Here is a 26,091-nt window from a genome sequence, read left to right on the forward strand (position 1 = left end):
GAATCAACTCACCCAATCAAAGATGGTGATAAAAACAATGCATTCAGAATTAATTATGATAATAGGTTAATACCAGCCTGCATTTTTCCCCATCTTGCTTATAAACAATATGATCCGGCTGTTCCGCGGTGTACATCCGGATTAATCCGACCGTGAACGCCGCGTCTTCATTATCCATATCATTGGAAAATTGGGGAAGGTGGTATAAATGGCCTGTGTAGTGAATAGTGATTTTGACCTCCAGCTTACAGACGACTTCCAGCATTATTGGTTGCTGAGTCATGTAATCCAGGCAAATGGCTTTAACAATCTGTCCTACGGAATCGACCACTTTTCCCTTTAACGCAATTGAAATGCCCGTATTCCGTAATTTTTCTCTTAAAAGATCATTCACATTAGTATCTTTGATTATGTTTTCATTTAAAATCAAATGGATGGGTTTTTTATAAGTAAAATTAATAATAATATTGAGGGCGATGGCAAAAAGTACTCCGAGGGATAATAACGAGCCTGTTACGGATAACATATAGCTCGGTAAAATTTGATAAAAATTGACCAGAGCCAGATGGCTTAAAGCGATTAGCAAACATAAGCTCAAAACCAGGTTTATACGCATGGAGGAACGGTCTGCATTAATAAGCTGCAGACCACTCATTGTCATAATTGTCCCTAGAAAAAAGAGTGCTGCGCCGCTGACAGGTACGGAAATAAAGGTAAATATCAGAAGGCATTTGGGAAAAAATGCCATTGCTATAAGAAGGCCACCAACCGTATAGCCTAAAATTCGGCTTGTCACACCATTAATGAGGCTGATACCTACCAGACTTGGTGCGGCGGAAATGCCGGGAGCGCCGAGAAGACCAGCTATGGAACATCCCAGGCCATCGGTTACGATACCTCTCTGAGTCTGTTTGTTACTAAAATGATGACTGTTATCGTAATTGGCATTTTGACAGGTTGCTACTATGCCTGTAACTCGAATGGCCGAGGTCAATCCCGATACAAAAAATATGGTGACAACTATCCAATCGAACCGGAGCGATACGTCATTGGGAAAAGGGATCTGAAACCAGGACAGTTCACCAGGATTTACTACGGCTATCGGTGCAAACACTTGCAAACCGTAGGCGAGAATTACACCATAAACAATACCAACAAGAGGGGCGATAAGCCGAATGGCACCCTTTCCCCAAATGGTCAGAGCAAACATAAGTAGTGCTGTCGAGATGCCTAAAATGAGGTTGCGGTTATAACCAGTCTGACTATAGTGGGTAATGTCCAGCATTTTGTGTAACGCCAACATGCCCAGGCTGATACCGACCAGCATAATTACAAAACCGGTTAAAAACGAAGGAAAAAAAGGCTTTAGCCAGCGAAAAATAAATCCGAGGAACATTTCAAACAAGCCGGCTATTATTGTCATGGTAAACAACAGGGGTAAACCGCCGATACTTAACGCAAATAATGAAGCTGGAAAATAAATCGCTGAAGATACCGCGGGCATAAAAAAGCCGGAACCAATCACCCATTGTCCTCGCCAGGCTTGTAATATGGTAACTATGCCGGTACTGACCAGGGTGGCTGCGACCATTTGTATAGGAACTCGCCCGGATGCCCCTGCGATATGACTTAAAAATAATGGGATAATCAAGGAAGGTACGACTAATAGCGCATACTGCAGAGACAACAACAAGGTTTTTGTAAAAGGAGGCGTATCTTCCACTTTATAATTCATGGTTGTTTCAGTCATTGTTAAATAATTGAGTTGATGTATGGTGTGGCATAATGTTCGGACTTATTTACCATACTATGGTTATTCATCGAATATTGCTAGCCAATGTAATCTATTTCTGATGGTGGCATGGTTTATACCTGAACCAGATTTTACAGTCTGAATCGGATAAGTGCACAGAACCTGGGCTCTGTGAACCAAAATTTTCACAGCTGCAAATGCGGCTAATTGGCGCCATTATGTCTTTGAATTCGTTAAATAGAGCCCGCTATTCGCCTCATTCAAAGACATAATGGCACTCAATTATCCACATTTTCGCTTTGCGAAAAAATTGGTTCACAGAGCCTAGATGAAAGTCATGATTTTTTATTGAATCATATTAAAGAAGACACCTTTTGCCCGGAGCAATTCCTGATAATTGCCTGACTCGACACAACGGCCTTTTTCTATGACATGAATAATATCGGCATGGCGAATGGTGCTTAGACGGTGCGCTACTACAATACGAGTCACGGCGAGGTTCTGTAAAAACTGCTGAACCTCATACTGGATTTTATTATCAAGAGCGCTGGTGGCTTCATCCAGCAAGAGAAGGTGAGGGCTGGAGCTTACCGCGCGTGCCAGGATAATGCGTTGCATTTCTCCGCCTGAAAGGGTCTGGATCCCATCGTTGATAAATGTATCGATGCCCATTGGCAAATCATGTATGACTTGTTCAAGTCCAATTTTTTTTATTATATCCCATGCTTGTTCTCGAGACATTTGCATGTTACGTCCGGCAATATTCTCAAAAATAGTACCAGGAAGAATTCTGGATGATTGCAGCACGGCACCAACATGTTTTCGTAAATAGTTGCCGTCAATTTTTTGCAAGTCAATGCCATTGAATTTTATCGAACCGGAGGTTATCGTTTCCAGTCCAAGAAGTAAGCGCAACAAGGTAGACTTACCGGCACCGGATGGTCCAACGATAGCAACGAAAGAATGTGGCTTTATAGTCAAATTAAAGTCAACGAACAAGGGTTTTTCGTTTCCGGAATAACGGAACATGACTTGATTAAAATCAATGTCACCTTTAAAAATGGATTCATTACCCAGTGGTCTGGTTTCTTCTACAGGTTGGCGAAGAATAGGTAACACTTTTTGATAAATCGGTGCTATTTCTATGGATGAAAGTACGGTATTAGCCAAAAGAATCATTGCCGCGAAAAACTGCATAAAAGCAGCGTTAAAAATGATAAATTGCCCAAAACTTAAATTGGTGCCTTGCAGGAATACCAAACCATAAATAACCAGAATACTAAGCCCGCTCCATCCCAGGCTGAAGATTTGCAAATAATATTCATAGCGTGACGCATTTTGATGATGAATCATTTTTTTACCAAAAAAATGATTCCACCAGCGGAATGCGTGATGTTCTTTATGATGGACTCGGATCTTGGCAATAATAGTGATTAAACTTAACAGGGTACTGTTAAGTTTAATTTTTTGATTGACCACTTCCCGTTGTTCACGCAATGCTCTTAGATTAACAAGGAACGTTGCTATAACCATAATTAAAAGTAATGCTATTACGGTTAAACCCAGATTTACGTTAATGACAAACATGATAACGAGGTTTAACAGAGACAACAGGGAAGATACAATAATTTGAATGGTTCCGGTCTGAAGCTCTTGTTGTATATCGTTTACAACAGTGCAACGGAAATGGAGATCGCCGGCGGTAAAGCGGCGAAAAAATGAAAGTGGAAATCGCAACAGACGATCCCATATGGCCATCTGCAAGCGATATTTGGTTTTAAGTTGTAACTGCATAAAAATTATCGTTTGCATCAATTGAAAAATAATAAGAACTATCAGTACTAATAAAAATAAAATAGTTGTCTGGAATAAATAATGCAGGTTGGCTTGCGGGATAATGCTGTCAATAAGATAACCGGTAAAAAAAGGAATAGTTAATAATAAAATACTCATAAATAGTTGAAGCACGACACTGTAGATTATTTCTGTTTTGAATGGCTGTAGTAAAAAATGAAGAACGGTTCCAAGTTTTAAGATTTTATCTGGTAATGCCGGACAAAATGTATAGGCCTGCGGTGTAATGTATTTAGTCATGTTGCTGGTTAATTTTACAGGGATTTCTTTTTCCGGATCTATCAAAATGTAACCTTTATTTTGCTGGAAAACAAACGCGCATGGTTGATTTTTATAAAGAGCTATAAATGAGCCGCAATCAAAATGATGCCAATCTTTTTTTAAACGAAATTCACGAACACGAAATTTGTTGTCACAAGCAACAGATTCCAGTAAGTTCTCAAGAGATAATGACGCAGAAAAACCACCGGGTTTTATTGTTATTTTTAATCCTGAATTCTTCGCAATTATTCGGCTAATAATAAAACATCGATCGGCAAAATCCAGTGCGCTTTTCGGCTGTTGACGATGGTTAATTACCTCCTGTAAAACGTCTTCGCAATCAGGAGGGACCTGGTGGCTATTGTTCATAGCTTTTCCATCCTGAATTGTTCATAATAAATTCCCTGGCTCTTTATTAAATCCTGGTGACTTCCTGCTTCTGCAATATGACCCTTGTCCAATACCAGAATCTGGTCGCAATTTTGTATCGCATGCAGGCGATGCGCAATAATAAACAAAGTGCGCTGTAAAGGGATAAAATTCTGATAAATGATTGATTCGGTATTGAGATCCAATGATGCCGTAGCTTCATCCAGAATAAGAAGTTCCGGCTTGTGTAACAATGCCCTGACAATTTCAAGTCGTTGACACTGTCCGCCGCTTAAATTACTTCCTCCTTCGGATACCGTCATGTTTAAACCACCACGGCTGCCAATTTCCTCATCAAGACAAACAAGTTTTAATAAATCATGAATGTCCTGATCGGCTATTTCCTGGCTCCAGAACGTTAAATTGTCACGTAACGTTCCTTCGAAGAAAAAAACATTCTGATCGACATAAGCAATAAACTCGCTTAATTCCTGACGATTTAAATTGCTGAGAAGATAGTCGTTAATGAAAATTTGTCCCGAATTAACTTGATTTAAACCACAAATGAGTTGAGCAAGGGTTGATTTACCGCTGCCGCTGGCACCTACCAGCGCGATTCGTTGCCCACGTTGAACCGTTAAGGACAGGTTATCTATCACTGGTGGCTCCAAAGGCGAGTAACTGTAGGTGATGGCATCCAGTTTTAAAATGACCGGTGATTTTTTCTGTAAAAAATCATGTCCCGCTGCGTTTTTAACGGTAAAATGAGGGTCGACCGTTGTTTCCAAAACATCATTCAAACGAATTAAATCCCCACGGCTATCATTTATTGTGGTTGCAAAGTCCACCAAACCGCTTAAATTTGCAATAACAAGAAAAGCGAGTCCCTGTATGGCGATAATGGTTCCTACGGTTATTTGACCAATGATCACCAGATAGGAACCGAAACAAAGAACGAGCAGGATTGTCAGTAAATTAATAAAAGAAGGAAACAAGCCAAGCATTGTTTTTCGCCAGAGAATTTGTTGTTCCGACTGCAAGGCATTGATGTAATGGCTTAACCAACGATTAAAGAAAATAGATTCCAGAGCACCTATGCGGATTGTCTCAATAATTTGTAACCCATTCATTTCAATGCCATACAACTTTCCCTGTTCCTGGGCATAACGTTGGCCCAAAGTCGTCAAGTAGTGTTTTGAAAGAACAAGGGCAACAAAATTCATAACGATTAACAAGGTTAATAGAATGCCGATTGGCCAGCTTAAAATCATAATTACTGCCATATAGGCTATTATTTCGATGGTATTGACCAGCGCAGAAGGTATGTCGTTGGCAAGTGTTTCTGAAATTTTCTCACTGATTTCCTGTCGTTCCACAATATCCCCTGATGAACGCTGTTGAAAATAGCGAATGGGGATATGGAGGAGATGCCAAAGAAACGATACTGTATAGAGCATTTCCAGCTTTATCTTAAGCCGAAGAAGTGATTTTTTTTGTATCCAGGTCAGTAACATCTCAATGAATGTGGCCATTGCAATACCACCAAAAATGATTGGGATTAAACTGTTTTGATGGTTCGTCAAAATGTCATCGACAAAAACTTTAATAAATAAAGGAATAAACGTTTTAGGAAGAATTAAGAGCAGTGTAACCAGGCTGATAAACAGCATTGCGATTTGATTATGTCCAATACGCTGCCAAAGTAAATGGAAGGTGCCTGAAGGGGGCTCGCCACTGGGAACAAAATGTTCACCAGGTTCAATTTCAAGGACAACGCCGGTAAATCCCTGCTCAAACTCCTCCCAGTCAACGATACAGGAACCAACAGCCGGATCATTTAAATAGACTTTTTTTGCGCTAAATCCTTCAACAATTAAAAAGTGATTGAATTTCCAAAAGACAATAAAGGGCAGGGTGACACCGTCCAATTCATCAATTTCCAGATTATAACCACGTGCAGACATGCCATAATGGCGTGCCGCTTTTACCAGATTGATAGCCGTGGTACCGTTTCGGGAGACGCTGCAAATAGAACGTATCTCCTCGGCAGTCACAAATTTTCCATAGTGAGCCATGAGAATAGCCAGTGCAGTAGAGCCGCACTCGGTTGCTTCCAGTTGTAAAATGACCGGGGTCTTGACACGTCTCATTTTAGTCAGAATACGGGTCGTCATTTGCTTGTACCTTTATTTATCACCCTGTTGGTTAGATTGATAAGAATGTCAATTGGTTTTTTTTCTTCCACATTAAACATGGCGTCTACCAGTGTGCCTTGCGTTAGCTGCAAAGGCGGCCCCTGGGACGTAGTCCATTGGTAACCGCTGTGCGATCCTGAGTTTTTTTGCAATGAAACCTTGACTGCTAATTGAGGTTCCGATGGCAGAAACGTATTAACTATTTGCTTGTTTTTAAGTAGTGTCATCATCATTTGGGGGGTAACCGGTAGAGATGAAACCGTTTCGACGCGTCCTTTAATAGTGCCGAATTCAAATTTGTTCACCATGGTCGGCGCTATTTGTACCTTCATACCAGGCTTGATGAGTTTCCCTTTGCCGGCGGGTACGAAAATGAGTGCGTACAAATTTTGATCTGCGGGAATGATGGTCAGTATCGGTTGCCCTGGTTGAATATAATCACCCGCTTTTACACGTATTTCGGCGATGGTGCCTGCAAGCGGGCTTTTAATCAGATTGGTATGTAGCCATCGTCTTTTTATTAATTGATAGTTATGTTCTTCCTTGTAAATAATAAGAGCCAGTTCTTTTTGTCGCTCCTGCCATTTATCCTGCAGCTCCACCAGATTGCTTTTCATTGAAATTAACTCTGCTTCATGGGAGTTGATTTCTTGCAACAACTTAAAATATTCTATGCGAGTTTCCGTCACATTTGGCAGATCAATAATTCCTTTTTTCATGGCATTTTCTTTTAGCTTTGTTAAAACAGCAAGCTGTTTCAGCTTTTCTTTTGCTGCTCGCAGGCTAGCATGAATTTTTTCGATTTGTTCTTCTTGTTTTTCTCGCAAATCTTTTACCATAAATTCGGCGCGCTCCGATAAAATATTTTGTTCATATTTTAATTTTTTTAAATAGTTTCCTTGTATTTCCAATTGAGTTTCCAAGTCGCTTTTTATAGTTGCTAGAACGGTGTTCTTCTTTATAGTTTGCCCGGTATATACGACGATTTTTTCGATAAACCCGGAGTTTTCAGCGGCTTGAACTGTTTCAATATCGCCAACCACACTCATGAGAACGCCTTTCCCGGATGTTTTTATAAAAAGCGTTCCCAAAAATAGCCAGGTTATACATCCACAAATTATCAAAACCAACACAAGTAGTAACAGCCAATTTTTCAAGGTGATAACTTGAAGAGTATCGTCCATGGAAGTCGGTTTATTCAGATGTTCGAGCGCCTTTTTTCGGAATTTAACAGGTTCTTCTTTATTATTTTTCATGGCAGCTGCATCTGAAAAAGTTTATCCTGGGTTTGCCGCAGACGTTGGGCAAGCACAGGGAGTAGTTGAAGGGCAATTTCAGGATATGCCTGCATCTGGGCTTTAAAGTCCCATGCGGAGATTGCAAGCGTATTGGTTGGTTCGAGAGCGACTACACTGGCAGAGCGAGGTAGTTCGTCAATAATAGCCAGTTCTCCGATGATTTCTCCGGGCTGCAGTTGAGCGATGATAAATTTTTCATCATTATTAAAGGTACGAAATACTTCAACCTGGCCTGAAATGAGTATATAACAGAATTCTCCCAGTTGACCTTCTCGCATTAGAATGTCATCTTTGGCAAAAAATTGCTCATTACCAAGGGCTGCGATATGCCATAAAATACGATCGTTGAGATTGGAAAAAGTAGAGGATTTTTTTAAAGCATCTATCGCATTCACAATAGGTCCTTACATGAATATTTTATACTCATCTAAAAATAAGTTGCCGCTTTTAGCAAAGCTGCAACTTATGGAATTCAAAGACAACTATTCGTACGCTTTCATTTAAAAAGGTTTTTTTATCTGAGCCAACCTGTCCTCGATAGACTGGTTTGTTCTGGAAGTCGGAGCAGCCCGGACAGCTTCAGGAGTCGACGGACTTGTTGGCACGGCTCGATCTCGCACTCGTCTTGCTCTTCTGGATTGCGGGCCAACGCCGCCACCGGAAATACCCTGTAAGGCCTTCTCGGAAAGCTCACCTTTTTTGTGTTTACGATTCATTTTAATTTACCTCTCTATTGTCATGTTGCATTCTAGTCCCGATAAGATGGCAACATCAGAAATAATTACAGCAAATTTCAAAAATATCCTTTTGCAATTTAAATTATAGCCCACGTGTCTTAAACTGACAGTTAAACAGATATGAAGATAGGAATGCAAACCAATTTTATTGAAAATAAAATGGTGTCCTGATTGGTGTATTTTGATGTTCCGCAAAGATAAATTTCCGTTATTAAACGGATAACATGGGCATTATACCGGATTTCAATTCAGGGTTTATTGACATGCCAATTGTTGGAGCAAATGTCAATAAACCATGAGATTTTTTTATTGGGCTATTGGGTGTAACTTTGGTTAAATTCACCGTCTTTTACTACGGGTAGCTCGATTTCCTTTGCGATGATTTTTATGCTTGACAAATTGTCTTCCATAATGCACTTGATATTGTCTGGATGACTTAATGTTTCGTCGTTGTAAGTCATAATTCTTTCGGCATTAGACGGATCCATTTCCTTGATGATATCCTCAAGTTTTGGAAGGTGTTTACTATCGGATATCAGGCTGCGATAGCGGTTAATAAGAGCGTCAGAAGCACTGATTTCTTCCATGGATTCAGTGCGTTCAACTTTGTCATGTAATTTTTGCCATTTTGATGAGGTTTTAGGCGGCTCTTTCGATGTCATTAGTTTTTTACTTGATTCCAATTCTCTTTCTTCATAAATGTGAGCCACTTTTTGTTGAAATTTATGATGTTGTTTTGGTGTAATATCTTCAACGATCATAGGTCTATTTATTTCAGGTTTTACATCCAGATTAAAAATGGTTTGCACCATTTTAGCCTGAGCTTCCGTTTTGACGGTTAAACGAAAGGAAAGACTTTTATCTGAACGCCAGGCCACCTCAACAATTGCTTGCGAATCCTTTGGAATACCTTTATTTAAAAGGGATGTAATATATGGGAAAGTTTCTAGTCTATAGGTAGGTTCTGTCAATAATTGTTGTCGTTTACTATGATATTGTTGATTGACATTATCCATTAGCACTATTAATTGATCCGAGGTTAAATTACAGCTAAGGCCAGTTGATGATATTTTAAAATCAAGTTTGAATTGATGATTCAAATCATCGATGAGCTTCTGTTTCGTAGTTGATAAAACATAGGTTCCATTCTCCAATAGCTCCAATTGGAATGGTATGCGTTTTTTCAATGGATCTATACGCATTTCATTAAGGAAAACGTGACCATCATGCGACATAACCGAGGTTGGTGATACGGTTTTTTCCATTTTATCGATGAAGTCTACTTCTTCTTTGGTTAATAATAAGCGTTTTTCAAAAACATTGAGAATGTTCCGATTACTTGTCGTGGCATGGACGGCCATTTCATCAATAAAGTCAAGATACCCGTGTAATTCTTTATAGGACATGCCTGTTTTTAATGCTTCCCTGATTAAATCAATTTTTATTTCAGCGAAATAATGATCAAAATTTGATAATTTTCCGGAACCAATTTGCACGACAAGTCCATCTACCAGATTTTGTAAGTCGCTGCCTTCATCGCAATGAATTCTAATCTCACCCAAACGACTTAATAATGTTTCCGTCGAAGGGGTGCGTTGCTGAACACGATATAGTTCCTGCCTTAATCCCGGATAACTTTTAATGACCTCTTCACTTGGATTTTCTCCGGTAATCATTTTTCTTAACAGATGAACTCCAAACATGCGATCAGATAAAGGTGTATCATAAAAAATACTGTAATTCCGGTACATAAAATGACGGGCTATGCCAATTTTAGATGATCCTCTGAATATGGCAGGGGCACTTGCCCCCGGATCTTCAAACATAAAATCATCAGTCAGAGTCCCGGAAACGCCCTTTCCTTCATAAGGTTTGCCATAATCAAAGCCATAAAACGCGCCTTCGGCGAATCCTTTATTCTGAGCGTCTTTACCTATACCGTCACGATCACCGATGGCGATACCAAAAATCAAATTTTTGCCCAAACCAGGCACCATTTTTGATCGTTTAACCAGGGATTTTTTATCTTCAACCAAAATACCCTGATAATCAGGTTCCTGACCGCCATGTAAATAGGTACGTAATTCTTGCAAACCATTTTTCCAGCCACATGCTAACAAGGCATGGGGTCCTGTCGGTCCTTTGACCCAGGCAATGTCCTGTTTCTGGTTCTGACTACTGAAAATTCCGGCCAATCTGGTTCCGACAAATTCTCTTATCGCCTCATTATTGGCGTCGGTCCGTTTTTTACTTTCTCCTTTGCCAGCATAATCAAGTTTATACATCCAGGCGCTTAGCCTGGTATTTTTGGAAACGGCTTCTTTGATATGTTCACAAAGTTCTACAACATCCGGATCAAGATCATCTTTCTCGTGCGGATTTGGTGACCATTTATTAATTAGTGTGGCAAATGCCATTTGCTTGTGCTTTAAACTGTCCGATTCCAATGATTTCATTAAAACGGCAAATTTATCTTCGTTTAATGACGGTAGTATTTTCCCTAGTTCGTTAAAAAAGGTTTCATCCAAATCTATGGCCCGGAATCCTGGCTCAACACCCCCCGGTTTTTCACCATAGCAAAATTGAGTCTGGCCAAACATGGTTCCCAGACGACTTAATTTTTTACTGGAACGTAATTGGGTGTCACCGCCATCTGATTTGAGTTTGACGGAATCAACAGAGGGTGAAATGGTAGGGTTGACTATCTTTTTTGAACCAATTACAGGTGCGCTGATCGAGGGTTTCTTTGGTTGACTGGATGTATTTATAATTGGTGGCAATAAACTTTCTTCAGAAACAACGGACTGCGTTAATTTGGTCAGCATCCTTAACAGAAGTCCGTCTTTTTGTAAATGTCTGGAATTTTTTTGCAGTTCTACCCCGAAATGCTTCATGCAAAAAGTGTTCAGATCTTTTGCCAGTCTACTGTTTGAACCGCCACTGGAATTCAGGATGGTGTTGTATTCCGTAGCAAATACATCTAATAATGCAAAGATTCTGGCATCAGAAGACAGATCTTTGTCTTTCATTATTTTATTAATGCCTTCTCTCAACCGAATCAGACTGTCAAGGCGGCCTGTTGTTATACGTAACTCATTGATTACTTTGGCAATCACACCATACTCATCTTTAAAGTGTTCGGTTGTAACGGCTGATTTGGAAGGGGCGTTGCCTGACAATAATTCCAGATATTTTTTGGCGAACTCGTTATCGAGTTTGTATTGCTCCGTTTTATCCGTATGAACAAAGGCTTCCTTGTCAAGGCTCATGGCAAGAAAATATTCATCATCAATCACTAAATCTGACAGTAATAATCGGTAGAAGGCCTCGCGTAATTCCGGCGAGTCCGGGGCATCTTCTATGCTGTCAAGCCAGGGTGTGACCAGATCGTCATCTGGTATTGGAAACGCATCGTGTCCCAGTAATTTATACAATGCCCGATAACCGCAACTCCACCCGTCCTTCTGTATATTTTCCGATTCGATATGAATGTCAGGTTCAATGTCCGGGAATGCCGTGTAGGTTTTTGCAACGCCGTTAACGATTGAAACCTCATTATAATTAGCGGCAGTCTCTAATATTCCCTGAACTTCCAAACCCGCAGTCATGGAGTCACTGTAATTTATGGTGACTGTTTCATCTTCCGGATTAACGGTAATTAATGCCTCGGTCCAGTGTGAACCCTGGCTATATAAAGAACCGCTATTGCCGCAATTGATGAGCAGCGGAATGGTATACGGTTGATCGTCGCCGCCATGTTTCTCACGTTCAAAATGCAGGATCATACCGATGTCTTCGACGTTTAATCGGGTAATATGGACTTTGTCCCTGACGCCAAGTTTGGTCAGGGTTCGTTCCAAATCCACTTCACTGAGCCATTCCTGCTGGCCCAGTTCGGCATTAAGAAATTTTTCCGCTACACCTAAATTAGCGCCTTGTGCATGCAAATCGCGCAGGGATACTGATTTTGATTTTTGTTTGATATCAAGGGATTGTAATCCCGCTTCTTTCTCATCAAAAGCAATGGTGACAGGAGGGGTATCTTCTGAAAAAATTACGGATTTATCAAGTAGTGCCACCAGGTATTGAAACTGTTTTTCATGCTCTTCTCTTGTAACCTGATTGCTGCTTCCTATGGCGTCAAGCTCCAGATTTTCAGAGTTCAGGTTGTAAAAAAAATCAAACGCCTTGATTAAATGACCGTAATTTTCCGGCGAGTCCAACCAATTCATGTGAAACGTGTCTTTGAATTTTTCACCAAGGTATAACTGGAGGAGCATCCGTTTTTTTTCTTCCTCTAATACCTTTTGTATTTCATGTGAGCTTTTCATGTTCTTTTCCTCTGCTGGCTGTTGGTACGTTAAAAATCCGTTTCTAACATTCCCTTGCGGTATGCCTTTATATTTAAAATATACTCCCGCGACCTTAAGTAAAAATTAAGTCAATTTGTAAAAAATACGTAATATTAGGTTTAGAATAGTTCCTATACTGACCCCTCGCCACTTTCATTTGACAGACTGATGAAAAAAGATGCCACAGACCGTATAATTGGTTTTTATTTGTACATTATTTTGTTACAATTAGCTGTTCATGGAGATGGTGAATTAAATAAGGTATTGTTTATATGGGAAAATCAGAAGAAGACAATGAGATCGATAAACGCGGCACTCTTTTTTCAGTGCAACAAAAAAGTGGAGAGATAACCTGTTTCTTCAGTGATTTTTCCCAATTACTTGGAACTGGTGAGGCGGGTGATGTTTATAAAGGATATCGATGTAGTCCCAAAGAGGCGAGAGCAGACCACGGTCATTGTCGGATTAACGAGAGTGAACTCACTGTTTTTAAAGACCAACCGGTCGCCATAAAAAGTTACAAGGAAGGTAAAATGCCTTCGGCGTATCAGGTAGCCAGAACTAGTATTGCGACGTTTGATCTGGAAGATAGAACGGTTCTTATTATGGAATTCCTCGACGGATTTCAGATTGCCCCGGATTTTACAGACAATAAAGAGATCAGCCGTTTCACTTTTTTGCAAACCGTTGATGTTGCATGGCAGCTGGTTTTAGGGCTGAATCAGTTGCATTATAGAAACACCAGTTGGATTCCTGTCGTTCATGGTGATGTTAGTGGTTCAAATATTAAAATTAAAAAAAGAACTGAAAAATCGATTGATGTTCATTTCCTGGATTATGATTATACAAAGCCAATTTCCTCTATACCACAGCAGCCTCAGGGGACACCCGAGTTCATCGCCCTGGAAGTACTGGATGGGTATTATTCCGAGGCCAGTGATTTCTATGCGCTAACCCCCGTGCTGTTAAGTCTTTTCGGTGCTAAAAATCCTCTTCAAAAAATGTTTGACTATCGAGACGCCCATACGGATATGGCTGTCGAAGATTTAATAAAACGATACACCGACATCGGCTTTTGTTCGGAAGGTATGTTTAGTCAATTTAAACCGGAACCTCCTTTGCATATCTGCAAATTACTGGACAATTTCATTAAAAAAATGGGCGCTAAAGACAAGCATTCGCGTCCTTCGCCCGAAGCTATACTGGAATTCTTTACCTCTTTACGACAGTGGTGTCTGGCTAATGAAGCGGGTGATGTGGACACCGAGTATTATCTTCTGCGACTTGGTATAGCCTCTAATAATGAACACTGGCTGCGGGAGGAGAGATACCTGACGTTGTTTGCCGAATTGCCGGAAAATATGCAGGAGCGGCTCATTGATTTAATGAGTCCCGAACACTACACCTGTCTTTATAAATGGTTATCCCTTCATTATCAGGACTGTAATATTCTGCCCAGATTAGAGAAAATCATAACCTCAGCTTTAATGGAAAAAAGTACCACCATTAAAACTCCGTCAAAGTTGCATGGTATGTTTAAGGCGCCTGTAACGCAAAAAGAAATAAGCTGGTTGCTGACATGTTTTGCAAATCGTGACGAAACCGGGTTTTTTTTACCTGAAAGCAGAACCTGCAGAAAAAAACTGGAACAATGCAAGGAGCCTGATCTAGCGCCTTTAATTTCTGCGCTTATGTATGGATTGCAACAACGTCAACAATTTGAAATAAAGCACTGCGGATAAAAGGGAGGCAGCGATTGATAACTTGAATGATCTATCCTTGGGTTCTGCAATGATATTTGAAGCGTAGGAGGATTGATTGAAGGCGTCGATTCAACTCCTTCAATCAACAGAATATTTTATCCGTTATTGCCAGCATTTTGTGTAGTACGGCTGGATTTTACAACGCGAACGATGCCGTAAATTCCCGGAATCATCGGTAAATAAAAGGTATAAAGTCCCGGGAAATAAGCATAATGGTCAGTAAGCCCTTTTGCCCAGGCGATTAACGGAAAAATGGCGTGCGTAATTTCTGCAACACCCGGCCCAATAAAAATAAACCAGGCTATAAAGTTTGCAAGCGGATTATGGTAATTTAAACCTGCTGCGGTAAAAAAGTAGATAGCCGGTCCGGCGAGCATAAAGATATAAATAAAAGTTGCCATGGTAAAATGAACATGAAACAGCTGGCTTATCGCCAGTGGGAAGTTCATAGTGTACTCTTCCACAATATGGAGCATTAAAAAACCGCATGTCAGTAAAAATGGCACTAGAATAATCTCGGAAGGGGTTGGGCGGGTGAAGGAGAATTTTAGCCAGCACACCCAACCAATCAGCCCCGAACCGCCTACAATCAATAAAACTGGCCAACCGATGGCGTTTGCTCCCATGTAACCCAAACCGATGATAAGAAAAATTGCCAAACCTGCGTAAAATATTCTCATGTATTATTCCTTTAAAACTGTGAAAAACATTCAAGAGTAAAGTTACGCAATCGGTAAAGTCAAGGGAGTACCAAAGGTGTTTTGGGTTTGTTGGCATGACATGTCAGCCAAATTCTTCCAGGGGACAAAAATCTGTAGCCCGCAAGGAGGCCTGCGGCCGTATTGCGGGTTTCATGGGTCAATAGGGTATCAGGAGATCAGTGGGCGACCAAATGAACGTTATCTCGCCACAGGAAACTATCAAATGTTGTTGAACCATAGTCGCTTTGTTTCCACTCAGAAAAAAAATTATTCACAGAGCCTAATAAATCGTTAATATTACTCTGATATTCTGTCTACAATTTTTATACATAGTTGAATAAAACGGTGGAATAATGACTAAAACTGCTCTTGTTGATATTGATGGTTGCCTTGTCCAGAATCGTACGTTAAACAGCGCACTGGTTGAAAAACTGAAACAATACGATGACGTTGTTTTATTTACCCAGCGTAGCAAGTTTCTACAAATTGGCCAGATTTCTCGTGCTTATGCGCTATCTGATGTTCTGGTGACAGCAGATTCGATAATCACGACCCATGACGCGGTTGAGAAATTGTCCAATGCCCTGGGAAAGCGAGTCAAGGTGTCTACTTCAGTTGATCCCTATTTTGCTGATACGGCTCGCCAGGGTTATTACGTTGATGAGTTGAGTGATTTTGAAAGGCGGCTAAAAACCAATCTGGAAGATAATAAACTTCGCCCTGATTTTCTTGAAAAAATGCAAAATTTTCTACAGCCTTTTAATGAGGAAGTAGAAGAAGAAGCCGATGCTTTAAGAAAAAAATTGGAGAAAGATGAAAGGGATGCGCCTGATACATTTTACCCCACGGGAAAGGTAGAACAATATCAATACCTGTTAGAGTGTTTACCGGACGATGAAGACATCGAAATTGATTATTTTGATGACAGCCCTGCTAATCTCGATGAAATTAGACAAGAAGAGGGGTTGTCCATACAACCAAAATGCCTGCTGGTAGCCGGGCGATATGCTTGTTCACTCGAGCAATTTAAAGTCGTATACGGTGAGCGTGTTGATAAACACGATAGAGATTTTGAGAGTAAAGTACACACAGTACAGACGATTGAAGACTTGCAGGATTACGCTCAAACGAGAAGAAATGAGAAAGCGCAGTCAACAAACAACTCGGAGTACCATACTATTTGGGCAAGGCTTTTCTCCTCTCCAAAAAGAAGTGCTACCACCAAAATTAATGCTGCGGAAAAGGCTATTAGAATATTGCAAGGAGACGAGGGCGTGACCATGTCCGCCCATGAAATGGCGGCTCTTGAAGACGGACGATTGAAAAACACGATTGGTCCCATGATCGGAGCTATAAAAAGCTACAAAAATGAGCATGAAGCCTTAGATTTTGGCCGTCAATTAAAATAAATCATTACAAGCGCAGTAAAACCAGGTCGGTCGTTTCGCTCGACCTGGTTTTAGCCAAAAGATAATGTTGCCTGCAATTCTAACCTTTTTTAAGCGCATTGGTGACATCTTTCGCCAAATCGGCCGGATGATCCACCGGTATCCTTAATATCGGCGCGTTTGCACTGAAATCAATTTTATTCAAATCAATCCGTTGCAACATGGGGTAGTCATAACTTTTGAAGTAAAATGTTGCATTGGCCAGATCTTTAAAGACCGTCCATTGGGTGGTTTCTGTATCAGGGCTGCCTTTGGCATCACGAACCATGCCATTGGGAATGAAGACATTTTCGATAATATGATGCGCTAAAACCACCGCTTTCTCTGCGGTTTCTACCGGTAACGCCGTTTCCTGCAGGAATGACATTTTTACAAAGCGGGATGGCGGGGTGGTATCGCCGGGCAGGCCAAACATGCCGGCACCCTGGCCTGTGGCAGAATAAATAATATCGCCCACTTTAATCGGGTTGACGGAGTAGGGTGTCAGGTTAACGTAATTTTTCAGGTTATTGATCTGCCAGTCAAAGGTTGGGCCGTTGGTCAAAATCCCAAGTGGATTATCATAAACCTGCATGGCTCCCTTATTAAATTCAATAACGATACTCTTGCCTTTGGCGTCGTTGACAACCACGTGAACCGGAAAAGTGACTTTACCCTGATTCGGAACGTCTAAATCCTGGCCGAACACCACCACATCACGCAGAGCGTTTTTTACTTCATCGGTTGTAGCAAACTGGCTTAAAATCCAGTCGCCTATCTGATAATAAGGAATGCCGCTTTTTACATTATCATCAGTCGCCTTCGGATAGTCGGTGTAGCCTGGTAAATACAAAAGACCCATGGAAAGACCTTTATTATTCATCCCGTCTACCGCGTGATCCTGCTTGAAAAAATTTAAAAAAACATAACCATATTTAGCAGTCCATGATTTGCTCGGCTTGCCGTTCGGAGCAATATTGGTAAATTTTTTCCCGACAGGAGATGTGATGATCTCACTTTGCAAGGATGGGCCAAACTCCAGCGTTCGTGCAATAACGACTGCGTTATCCTGTGCCTTGACCATAATATTGGTACAGGCAAAGGTTCCATGGAAGAGAAGGGATAGAAATAGTGGAACCAGTAAATTAATACGCATGTTTTGACATCCTTGTAATGAAAGCAGTATTTCAATGCTACCATTTTTTTTGATGAATTCGTCAAATTTCCAGGGATAGATTTATGAAAAGAATAATTGCTGCAGAAGATTACGGTTTTTCCCACGTCCTGGAGGCTTGTTTTATAACTGAAAAAAAATCCCATAGTATGCTTAATAGTAACTTAATTAAAATAATGTACAATATGGTTTTATTTTGACAAATAATCGTTGTCAAAAACACGAACATTGTTACGTGGTTCATGGGTACATTAAAAGGAAACTATCATGTCAAAGATTTTAAAGGTGTCTGTTGCTCTTCTGTTTGGTGCTATCAGCATTCAGGCTTATGCGCAAAAAACTATCAGTCTTGCCCCCAATGAAAACAAATTACTGACTAATAGTGCCTTATGGACGTTAAATGCCACGTGTCATGTACAAAGTAATAAAACGGTTCGTGGCAAAATTAAAATCAGTGTTTTAAAGAATCAGGGTACTATTAACGGAAAAAAATTGTCTACGGGTCAGGCAACACTGGTCACTGTCAAAAACAGCAGCAATATCTCGGTTAGCGCCGAAGCCGGTGCGCAAATAAACTTGACCAACCTTGGCGCAGAAGGTTTGCAGGCGGTTTGCAGTACCTGATGGTTATTTGCAGCCCTTAGCCAATAAACCATTGTTTTTGCTGGATTGCCTTGTGGTAATCCAACAAAAACACTTTCTCTTAAAACGTGTTGAGGTATTCATTTTTGTCCGTCTTGAAGTCCTTATCGGAATAATTTGAATTTAATACCTGTTTTTCGGGATGCAAGGCTTGATAAAGAAAACGACTGTAGGAGTGTTGCCTGTGGCCTGATGCTCGCATGGCATCCAGGACGGTCTCATGGAGCGTTTCTATCTCAGCGCCGTCATTAATCAACTGCAAGATATGTTGTGCGCGTTTTACACCGCTTTCGCCATGATAAAAATGTTGAAATCGACTCAGAAAACGCTTGCCTTGTGTGTTTTCGTTCATCCAGGCGATGTATTGCTGCGTGGCGTTTTTTATTGCACAAACAGTACCAGCCTGTTCTTCACCATACCTTTGCGAAATAATTTCAATCTCGGCAGGATCAGTTAAAGAAGAAAGTGAAACCAGAGATAATACAGGAATGGTTACGGAACTTTCGCCATTTCGTACCCGAAAACCAGGATTGACGATTTTTTCGTCTGTAACTGGAGAATAATCAAATTGGAGTTCGTAAGCACCATGTTCATTTTTTGTCAAACCTGCTGCTTCCAGTTCAGGGATGATATCCACAGAGAAAATACAAATCATTTTTTGATTAAATCGACTTACCCCAATTGAAATCGCTAAGTCTTTATCCCCGGTTTTTTCTCGCATACCGGTCACGAGCGTCTCAACGGTTATACCGGCTTTTAAACCGGCAACGGGTAATTGATGCTGTTGGCCGAACATGACTGGATACCAGGTATTGTCCTCAGGATAAACAGGTTCTGTGATAGAAGAAGTTCCTTCGTCTTCTTCATCAAACTCTTCTATCAGAAAATCAGGCGGCTCATTGAATGTCGTTCTTCTTGCCATCTCAAAGGCAGGGGTGGGGGGACAAATGGTTATACCGTCAAGCTGATTTATTTGACCGTCATGGCATACAAAACAGCCATCCGTAAAATCATAGAATTTGTGTTCATTTCTAAATAATGGAGGAACAATATTATTAGCGTTGTCTATTGTTTGTTTCCCGGTGTGAGCGATACGCCGGTTAAAATCTCCGGTAAAAATCACAAAATCATGGTTGTCGCCAAATTCCCGACTGATAGCCTGTAGTGCTTGCTCTGCATCCGCAGGTTCATCGTGGTGAGGAATATGTATCGGGAACAACGCAATGGTTTTACCAGAGGCTCTATGGCGTAATGAACTGCCTGGAAAATCTTCATTACGGAGATACCCCATTGATGCAATACTGGTTGGTGTAACGCATCGCTCATACTCCTCGATGTCTTCGTATTCTGAATCTTTGTACAGGAGGGCACGATTGCCATCAGAAAAAGTTATTTTCCAATCCGGACCAAGTTTTTTACTGATCTCGTTTAGTAAATCCTCGCTGGTTTCCTGCAGGGAAATTATGTCTATACTGTAAAATTCAATCGTTTCTGCGATAGATTGACTAATCCTGTCGTGTCTTTGCTTTCTTTGTTCTTCTGACTCGGGCTCTTTCTCTTTCGTTTCAAAACCTGGAAAAATCCATTCTGATAACGTGTTATAGCTTAGCACAGTCAGTGAATTGTCCTTGTCTAGCGGAATGTCGTAGAGTTTGGGCAAATGATCGGAATAGATCGTTTCCATGTCTTCATTATCCAGTAATACAGGAGGAAGCTGGGTTTCAATGACAATGTTATATTTGGGCATAAATAATTTCCAGGCAATATATTGTTTTCAAGACAATCGTTGTTAATGCTGCGAAAGGTTAAAGCGCAATAATTTTTTTACACTATAGATCATTAAAATTAAGTAATACTTAACAAAAAATTCCAGGTTCTATTGGCCGAATTGCCTCAAATGACCTGTTGCCGAAGGCAGTAAGAAATAAGCCCCTGAATTGTATTGTTGCCGGATCCCTCTGCTATAATGACTACTATTATTACAGGTGTTAAATCATGCTATGAGAGAATTATGTTTGGATTATTTGATACTATAAATTCCCGTGAAAAACAGGATGAACTTATTTTTCAACTGAGTGAATCCATTCAGGTTTCCTTGTCTTTGGCAGATCCCCCATATTACTCCCGTTTTTATCTTCACCGGGATGGGGAGGAAATTGCCGATGTATCGGTTTCTTCCGATAGCGTTGAAAAAATCAAAAAATATTTTGACCGTGCTCAAACTAATAAAATAGCCAATGAATCATTTTTGCTGGAATTAAATAATCTGGGATTAAGTGATTTTGCCGCAGCGCTTGGGAAGAACGCAGAAGAAACTGTTTCCGGATCATGGGGGATTGATTCAGGCGGTTAACGTGTAATTTTGCAACTTGTTTCCTGAGGATAAAGTTATGTTCCAACCGAAAAAACATCGCATTGCTATCATTGGTTCCGGGCCGGTTGGACTGTACACCGCTATTCTTTTAAAATGGAAATATGGTGAATCCATAGATGTTACTCTTATCGATTCGCACATAAATGATTATGAAAGGCCTGGTATTATCGCCAAAAAAGCGGTGCAAATTATCAATTCATCCTTTCAGAGTAGAGATATTCCTGAAATTGATGTCCCTGATTCGGGAGGAGAGCCAGCGAATTCGGTTTTTATTGGCGATCTGCAAAAATCATTACTCAAGCATGCCCAAAAATTGGGTGTTAATCTGGTTGAAGACGCATTCGCAAGCCTTGAAGAAAATACGATAACGACAAAAAAAGGGCAATCCATGACCAGTGATTTAGTCATTGATTGTAGTGGAGAAGGCCGGGTAGTCGCCAATTTTACTAACAAGAGGTTCGGGGGGGATTCCGTATTTAATGTTGAAACCATTGCTGAAAACCCCATAAAGCAGCATTTTATTGCCTATGTTCATATGGATGTGGAAAACAGCAATCTTTGTCGAATGGAAGATTTGAAAAAAAGGGATCCTGTTGTCCATGCGAAAACGATGGAGGAATTACGAAAGACGTTTGGCTGGAAGGAATTTGCTGATCCGGAAATGGTTGTTTCCAAATGGGATCAAAAAACCGAGGGCGCCCGTTATTGTTTTTATTTTGAAGTTCCATCGCAGGTGGCTCAGGCGGGTATGAAAGAGCAGGAAGCTTATTTAAAAGCATTGTTGCTTTTAAAAACAGGCAAGTTTATAGCGTTTGAACGCGAAGAAGGGAAATTCAAATTTATCCCTTTTGATGTGGATCCCAAACGAGTGCTGCAACCTGTAAATACAACCAATTACTCCATTCCGGTCGTGGTATGCGGTGATGCGCTGGTGAGCGCGGAGTATCGCTTCGGAACGGGGGTTGCCAATGGCGTCACCTGTGCTTCCGGTCTGGTAAATTCCATTGAGGTCACGCCCAAAGAAGTGGTCATCTCGAAAGACCGATTTGAAATTGAAACCAGGGCCACTGTCGAAAGTCATGTTGATGAAATAAAGAAAAGCTATCAATCCAAAAGAAGTCAATTATCCGGCCGTAATTTAGTGGAAGCTTTTGAGATGTATACGAAGGCTTTGAAAATTCTAGCCACGTCAGAAGAGAGTGAAAGCGACTTATTGAAAATAGAAGGCGGATTATTTGATCTGGCTGCAAAATTCAAGGAGTCGGCCAGAGAGAAATTTTTACAGGGAGTGGATTCCAGGAAAAAAGAACAGCACTTTATACCCTTTTTTCAAGAGGCCGAAGCTCTTTACAAACATGCCCTGGATATTTACGAGAATTACTGTCCCAATCGGCAAGAAACAAAGGATCTACATAGTGAGAGAGCAAAAATATATTCCAACCTGTCCAGAGTGTTTTATCAGACAGGCAGAATAGATGAAGCGATACAATTTGCGGAACAATCGTTGAATATTGCTATAAAATATGACATTAAAGACATGTTTGAGAGCGCGTTTGTATCTCTGGAGGGTTCATGCAAAAAGGCTTTATCCGATTACAACAAGGATTTTCCCAACAGTAAATGGGGTGAGAAAATTGAGCTTAATGAAAAGATGGCTAAAATGGCCAGTCAGATTGGCAAGGATGTGAAACCATATCAGGAAGAGTTAGAACGATTAAAACAAAAATTGCTGGAAGCACAGAGCACGATGAAAAGTGAAATGAGCACTATGCGACCGGATAACGATGAAAAGGAAAAGCATTTTAATTTAGGCAACTGAGCACAGGGCTTGTACGCTTGTCTCATCCAAAAATTGGTAGCCCGTCATGAAGGCGAAGCCGAAATGCGGGGTAACGATCACTTAGGCATTCACCTGTTCACCTGATACAATCTTGGGACGTAAAACCCCCAATCCGACCTATTATCGTGGTATTTTGAAAAGGTACCCTGTTTATGTACTCTTTTGGGCTCATTGATGGTCATCTCCGCGCAGGCGGAGATCTATTTTAACGAGAATAGATTCCCGATTTCTCGGGAATGACAAAACTTACCACTGTAGTACTAAGGCCTCAGTTGCGGGCTGTTGCCCTGATCTCATTTCCTCGTGAAATAAGCAAAAATGGTCAAATATAATGAGCTGGCAACAGGTATTCTTATCCGCGTAAACAAGCAAACCGTGTGGAAGTGAGCTAACGTGAAATATCAGCATCGGCTAAAAAAAGTGATTGATTTTATCGGACAACATCTTGATGAAGAATTGTCGCTTGAAAGTTTGAGCGAGGTTTTCGGTGTATCAAAATTTCATTTTCATCGCTTGTTTACGGCGTTTACCGGATTGTCTTTGCAGCAATACATCAGATGGTTACGCTTAAAACGCGCCGCTCACCAACTTATTGTTGATAAAAAACAATCCATCATTACTATCGCAATCAATGCCGGTTTTGAGTCTCACGAGGCTTTTTCACGCGCTTTTAAAAAAGCGTGTGGAATCAGTCCATCCCGGTTCAGGGATAGTTCCGGATGGTCTTACTGGGAACAACCACCGTATTGTTTGCCTAAACAAGAGGTAGCGGATATGAATGTGGATATAAAAACAATTCAAAAAATACGACTCGCGGTGGTCGAGCACAGAGGTGACCCTCAGGGAGTCGGTGACAGTGTGAACAAGCTGGTAACCTGGGCAAAAGCACAGCCGGTTTCACTCAAACCGAAACCGGGAGAGGCATTTGCTTTCGCCTGGGATGATCCCAAAACAACGCCGGCCCTGGATTTTCGTATGGATCTGGGCCTTAAAGTTCCGGAAAATTTGCAACTGGAAGGGGTTGTTGAAAAATATTTACCGGCAGGGCGCTATGCGGTTGCCATGCACCATGGGTCCCGTGAAAATATTGCTGAAACGGTTTATTACATTTACAGGGAGTGGTTGCCAGATACAGGAGAGCAATTAGGTGATTTGCCATGTGTTTTCTGTTATTACAATTTTGATCATGAAGTGGCTGATACAGAGTTATTAACGGAATGCTGGTTTTTACTGAAATAACCTTGGGGACGCCGCTTGGTATTACCATGAGCCCGGATAGTGATCTGTTCGGGTTATTTATTTAATAAAACGTATGTTTTCCTTATAAACAGTTAAAGTTATAATGAAAACTGAGTTTGTGTGTTAGAGTTTTCCATGAAAAAAAAGATATTAACAGGTGATCGTCCAACGGGTAAATTACATCTTGGCCATTACGTCGGCTCCCTGGCTAACAGGGTTGCACTCCAGGATGACTATGAACAATATGTCATGATCGCGGATGTTCAGGCATTAACCGATAATTTTGAAAACCCCTCCAGAATAATTGATAATCTTTATGAAGTTGCCTTGGATTATCTTGCAATTGGTATTGATCCGCAAAAAAGTACCATTTTTATCCAATCGCAAATAACCGAACTCGCCGAATTGACCATGTATTACATGAATCTGGTGACGTTGGGACGATTGGAGAGAAACCCCACCGTCAAAAATGAAATTCAGCAAAAGGGTTTTGATTCATCGATTCCGGCCGGATTTTTCTGTTATCCGGTCAGTCAGGCGGCGGATATTACGGCTTTTAAAGCGGAAGCCGTTCCCGTTGGGGATGATCAGGTGCCTATGATTGAACAGACCAATGAAATTGTAAGAAAATTTAACCGGATTTATAATACGGATTGCCTGAAAGAAGCCAGCGCGATATTAAGCAAAACGTCGCGCCTGGTCGGTATCGATGGTCAGGCCAAGGCCAGTAAATCGTTAGGAAACGCTATTTTTCTATCAGACTCACCGGAAGAAATAAAGCGTAAAGTTTTTTTAATGTTTACCGATCCCTGTCACTTGAAAGTCACTGATCCCGGTAAAGTGGAAGGAAATGTCGTATTTGCCTATCTGGATGCGTTTCATCCTGATCAGGAAGAGGTGGCCTCTTTGAAAGATCATTACAGAAAAGGGGGGCTGGGTGATGCGACGACTAAAAAGTTGTTAAACAACACGCTGCAGACCATGCTGGAGCCTGTTCGCGACAGAAGAAACAGTTTTAGGAGGGATGAGGTGATGGATATATTAGTCACTGGTACGATGGCAGCCAGAAAAACGGCAGCAAAAACCCTTGAGGAAGTGCGGGAGGCCATTGGATTAAGCTATTTTAACCATATTTTATAATAAAATCTGTATAAAAACAGGAGAGAGGGATGTCTCACGATCACAGTCATGCCATTCCAACCGGTGACAATAAAAAATACCTGTGGATTGCTTTTGTTTTAACCTCAACCTATCTTGTCGTTGAGGTAATTGGTGGACTTGTTACCGGTAGTTTGGCGCTGCTTTCAGATGCGGCACATATGTTAACCGATGCCAGCGCGCTGGCTATTTCCCTGACGGCCGTTCATCTCGCAAGCCGCCCTGCTAATCCCCGTAAAACATTCGGCTATCACCGTTTTGAAATTCTGGCAGCGGCTTTTAATGCGATTATGCTGTTTTTTGTGGCTATTTACGTTTTATACGAAGCGTATCAACGTTTTTCTGCGCCCGCAGATATTCAAACAACAGGTATGTTTGTCATAGCGGCAATCGGGTTGTTGATTAATCTGATCAGTATGCGGTTGCTTGTTAGTGGAAAAGACCAAAGCCTGAATATTAAAAGTGCTTATCTGGAAGTCTGGAGCGATATGCTCGGTTCCGTTGGCGTGCTGTTAGGTGCGTTAATTATTCACTGGACCGGATATGCGTGGGTAGACTCTGTCATTGCCATTGCTATCGGACTATGGGTTCTACCTCGTACCTGGTTGTTGTTAAAAGAAACAACCAACATTCTTCTTGAAGGTGTTCCGGAAGGTATGGATATTGAGGAAATACAAGCTGAGATGTGCAATATTCCCGGGATATTGAGCGTGCATGATTTTCATTTATGGGCGCTGACCAGCGGTAAACCCAGCCTTACCGCCCATGTGGTTTATGATAGTACCTACGACCATTCGGAACATTTATTGCCTTTGCTGCAAGAAATGCTTGCGCAGAAATTCGCAATCTACCACACGACGTTTCAGTTTGAAAACAGGCCTTGTGAACATACCAACAGGGGTTGTAATTATACGGAGCCTTCCGCCGGATAAGTGCCTGGAGCCTAAGTTCCAT

General features: G+C 41.0%; 18 protein-coding genes. 8 read left to right on the plus strand and 10 right to left on the minus strand.

The genetic code is table 11. The annotated features are described in order from the left end of the window. Window positions 1-49: 49 nt before the first annotated feature. From CKW05_RS06795 to CKW05_RS06820, 7 genes are all read right to left on the minus strand, one after another. Window positions 50-1,735 (minus strand): uracil-xanthine permease family protein, encoded by a 1,686-nt coding sequence (locus CKW05_RS06795; RefSeq protein WP_058483349.1) that lies wholly within the window; start codon window positions 1,733-1,735, stop codon window positions 50-52. 363 nt (window positions 1,736-2,098) lie between these two features. Then, window positions 2,099-4,237, minus strand: a complete 2,139-nt coding sequence (locus tag CKW05_RS06800; RefSeq protein ID WP_058483350.1) for an ATP-binding cassette domain-containing protein — start codon at window positions 4,235-4,237, stop codon at window positions 2,099-2,101. Then, a complete protein-coding gene (locus CKW05_RS06805; protein ID WP_058483351.1) occupies window positions 4,234-6,411 on the minus strand; it encodes a cysteine peptidase family C39 domain-containing protein in 2,178 nt (725 codons plus the stop codon). The genes CKW05_RS06800 and CKW05_RS06805 overlap by 4 nt, the downstream gene beginning before the upstream one ends. Further along, window positions 6,408-7,688, minus strand: a complete 1,281-nt coding sequence (locus tag CKW05_RS06810; protein ID WP_058483352.1) for an NHLP bacteriocin system secretion protein — start codon at window positions 7,686-7,688, stop codon at window positions 6,408-6,410. The genes CKW05_RS06805 and CKW05_RS06810 overlap by 4 nt, the downstream gene beginning before the upstream one ends. Next, window positions 7,685-8,125 (minus strand): Crp/Fnr family transcriptional regulator, encoded by a 441-nt coding sequence (locus tag CKW05_RS06815; protein WP_058483353.1) that lies wholly within the window; start codon window positions 8,123-8,125, stop codon window positions 7,685-7,687. Before CKW05_RS06815 ends, CKW05_RS06810 begins: the two co-directional genes overlap by 4 nt. 105 nt (window positions 8,126-8,230) lie before the next feature. After that, window positions 8,231-8,446, minus strand: coding sequence for a hypothetical protein (locus CKW05_RS15310; RefSeq protein ID WP_133141135.1), 216 nt, complete (start codon window positions 8,444-8,446; stop codon window positions 8,231-8,233). 335 nt (window positions 8,447-8,781) lie between these two features. After that, entirely contained in the window at window positions 8,782-12,798 is a 4,017-nt protein-coding gene (locus CKW05_RS06820) for a hypothetical protein (protein WP_058483354.1), read from the minus strand. 293 nt (window positions 12,799-13,091) lie between these two features. On the opposite strand from CKW05_RS06820, the gene CKW05_RS06825 reads away from it, so the two are divergent. Further along, entirely contained in the window at window positions 13,092-14,561 is a 1,470-nt protein-coding gene (locus CKW05_RS06825; RefSeq protein WP_058483355.1) for a protein kinase domain-containing protein, read from the plus strand. Between the two features lie 116 nt (window positions 14,562-14,677). Here CKW05_RS06825 and CKW05_RS06830 read toward each other — a convergent pair whose 3' ends face one another. Beyond that, window positions 14,678-15,262 (minus strand): hypothetical protein, encoded by a 585-nt coding sequence (locus CKW05_RS06830; RefSeq protein WP_058483356.1) that lies wholly within the window; start codon window positions 15,260-15,262, stop codon window positions 14,678-14,680. Between the two features lie 374 nt (window positions 15,263-15,636). Between CKW05_RS06830 and CKW05_RS06835 the strand changes: the two genes are divergently transcribed. Beyond that, the gene (locus CKW05_RS06835) at window positions 15,637-16,692 is read left to right on the plus strand and encodes a hypothetical protein (RefSeq protein ID WP_058483357.1); all 1,056 of its coding nucleotides are present in this window, start codon (window positions 15,637-15,639) and stop codon (window positions 16,690-16,692) included. 79 nt (window positions 16,693-16,771) lie between these two features. Here the strand turns inward: CKW05_RS06835 and CKW05_RS06840 are convergent, their stop codons facing one another. Beyond that, window positions 16,772-17,866 (minus strand): linear amide C-N hydrolase, encoded by a 1,095-nt coding sequence (locus CKW05_RS06840; protein WP_058483358.1) that lies wholly within the window; start codon window positions 17,864-17,866, stop codon window positions 16,772-16,774. A 285-nt stretch (window positions 17,867-18,151) separates the two neighbouring features. On the opposite strand from CKW05_RS06840, the gene CKW05_RS06845 reads away from it, so the two are divergent. Then, a complete protein-coding gene (locus CKW05_RS06845; protein ID WP_058483359.1) occupies window positions 18,152-18,508 on the plus strand; it encodes an S-Ena type endospore appendage in 357 nt (118 codons plus the stop codon). 79 nt (window positions 18,509-18,587) lie between these two features. Here CKW05_RS06845 and CKW05_RS06850 read toward each other — a convergent pair whose 3' ends face one another. Beyond that, window positions 18,588-20,273, minus strand: a complete 1,686-nt coding sequence (locus CKW05_RS06850) for an exonuclease/endonuclease/phosphatase family protein (protein WP_058483360.1) — start codon at window positions 20,271-20,273, stop codon at window positions 18,588-18,590. A gap of 264 nt (window positions 20,274-20,537) precedes the next feature. Between CKW05_RS06850 and CKW05_RS06855 the strand changes: the two genes are divergently transcribed. The 5 genes from CKW05_RS06855 (at window position 20,538) to CKW05_RS06875 (ending at window position 26,069) form a co-directional block, all read left to right on the plus strand. Continuing rightward, window positions 20,538-20,879 carry a hypothetical protein gene (locus tag CKW05_RS06855; RefSeq protein ID WP_058483361.1) on the plus strand — a complete coding sequence of 114 codons (342 nt, stop codon included), beginning with the start codon at window positions 20,538-20,540 and terminating at the stop codon, window positions 20,877-20,879. A gap of 37 nt (window positions 20,880-20,916) precedes the next feature. Beyond that, window positions 20,917-22,719 carry a tetratricopeptide repeat protein gene (locus tag CKW05_RS06860; protein ID WP_058483362.1) on the plus strand — a complete coding sequence of 601 codons (1,803 nt, stop codon included), beginning with the start codon at window positions 20,917-20,919 and terminating at the stop codon, window positions 22,717-22,719. Between the two features lie 414 nt (window positions 22,720-23,133). Then, window positions 23,134-23,979, plus strand: a complete 846-nt coding sequence (locus CKW05_RS06865) for an AraC family transcriptional regulator (RefSeq protein WP_058483363.1) — start codon at window positions 23,134-23,136, stop codon at window positions 23,977-23,979. A 135-nt stretch (window positions 23,980-24,114) separates the two neighbouring features. Beyond that, complete coding sequence (trpS, locus tag CKW05_RS06870) at window positions 24,115-25,119, plus strand: tryptophan--tRNA ligase (RefSeq protein WP_058483364.1); 1,005 nt, start codon at window positions 24,115-24,117, stop codon at window positions 25,117-25,119. Window positions 25,120-25,148: 29 nt separating this feature from the next. Further along, complete coding sequence (locus CKW05_RS06875; protein WP_058483365.1) at window positions 25,149-26,069, plus strand: cation diffusion facilitator family transporter; 921 nt, start codon at window positions 25,149-25,151, stop codon at window positions 26,067-26,069. The last annotated feature ends 22 nt before the right edge of the window (window positions 26,070-26,091 follow it).

The sequence above is a fragment of the Legionella spiritensis genome, assembly GCF_900186965.1.
GTDB lineage: Bacteria > Pseudomonadota > Gammaproteobacteria > Legionellales > Legionellaceae > Legionella_C > Legionella_C spiritensis.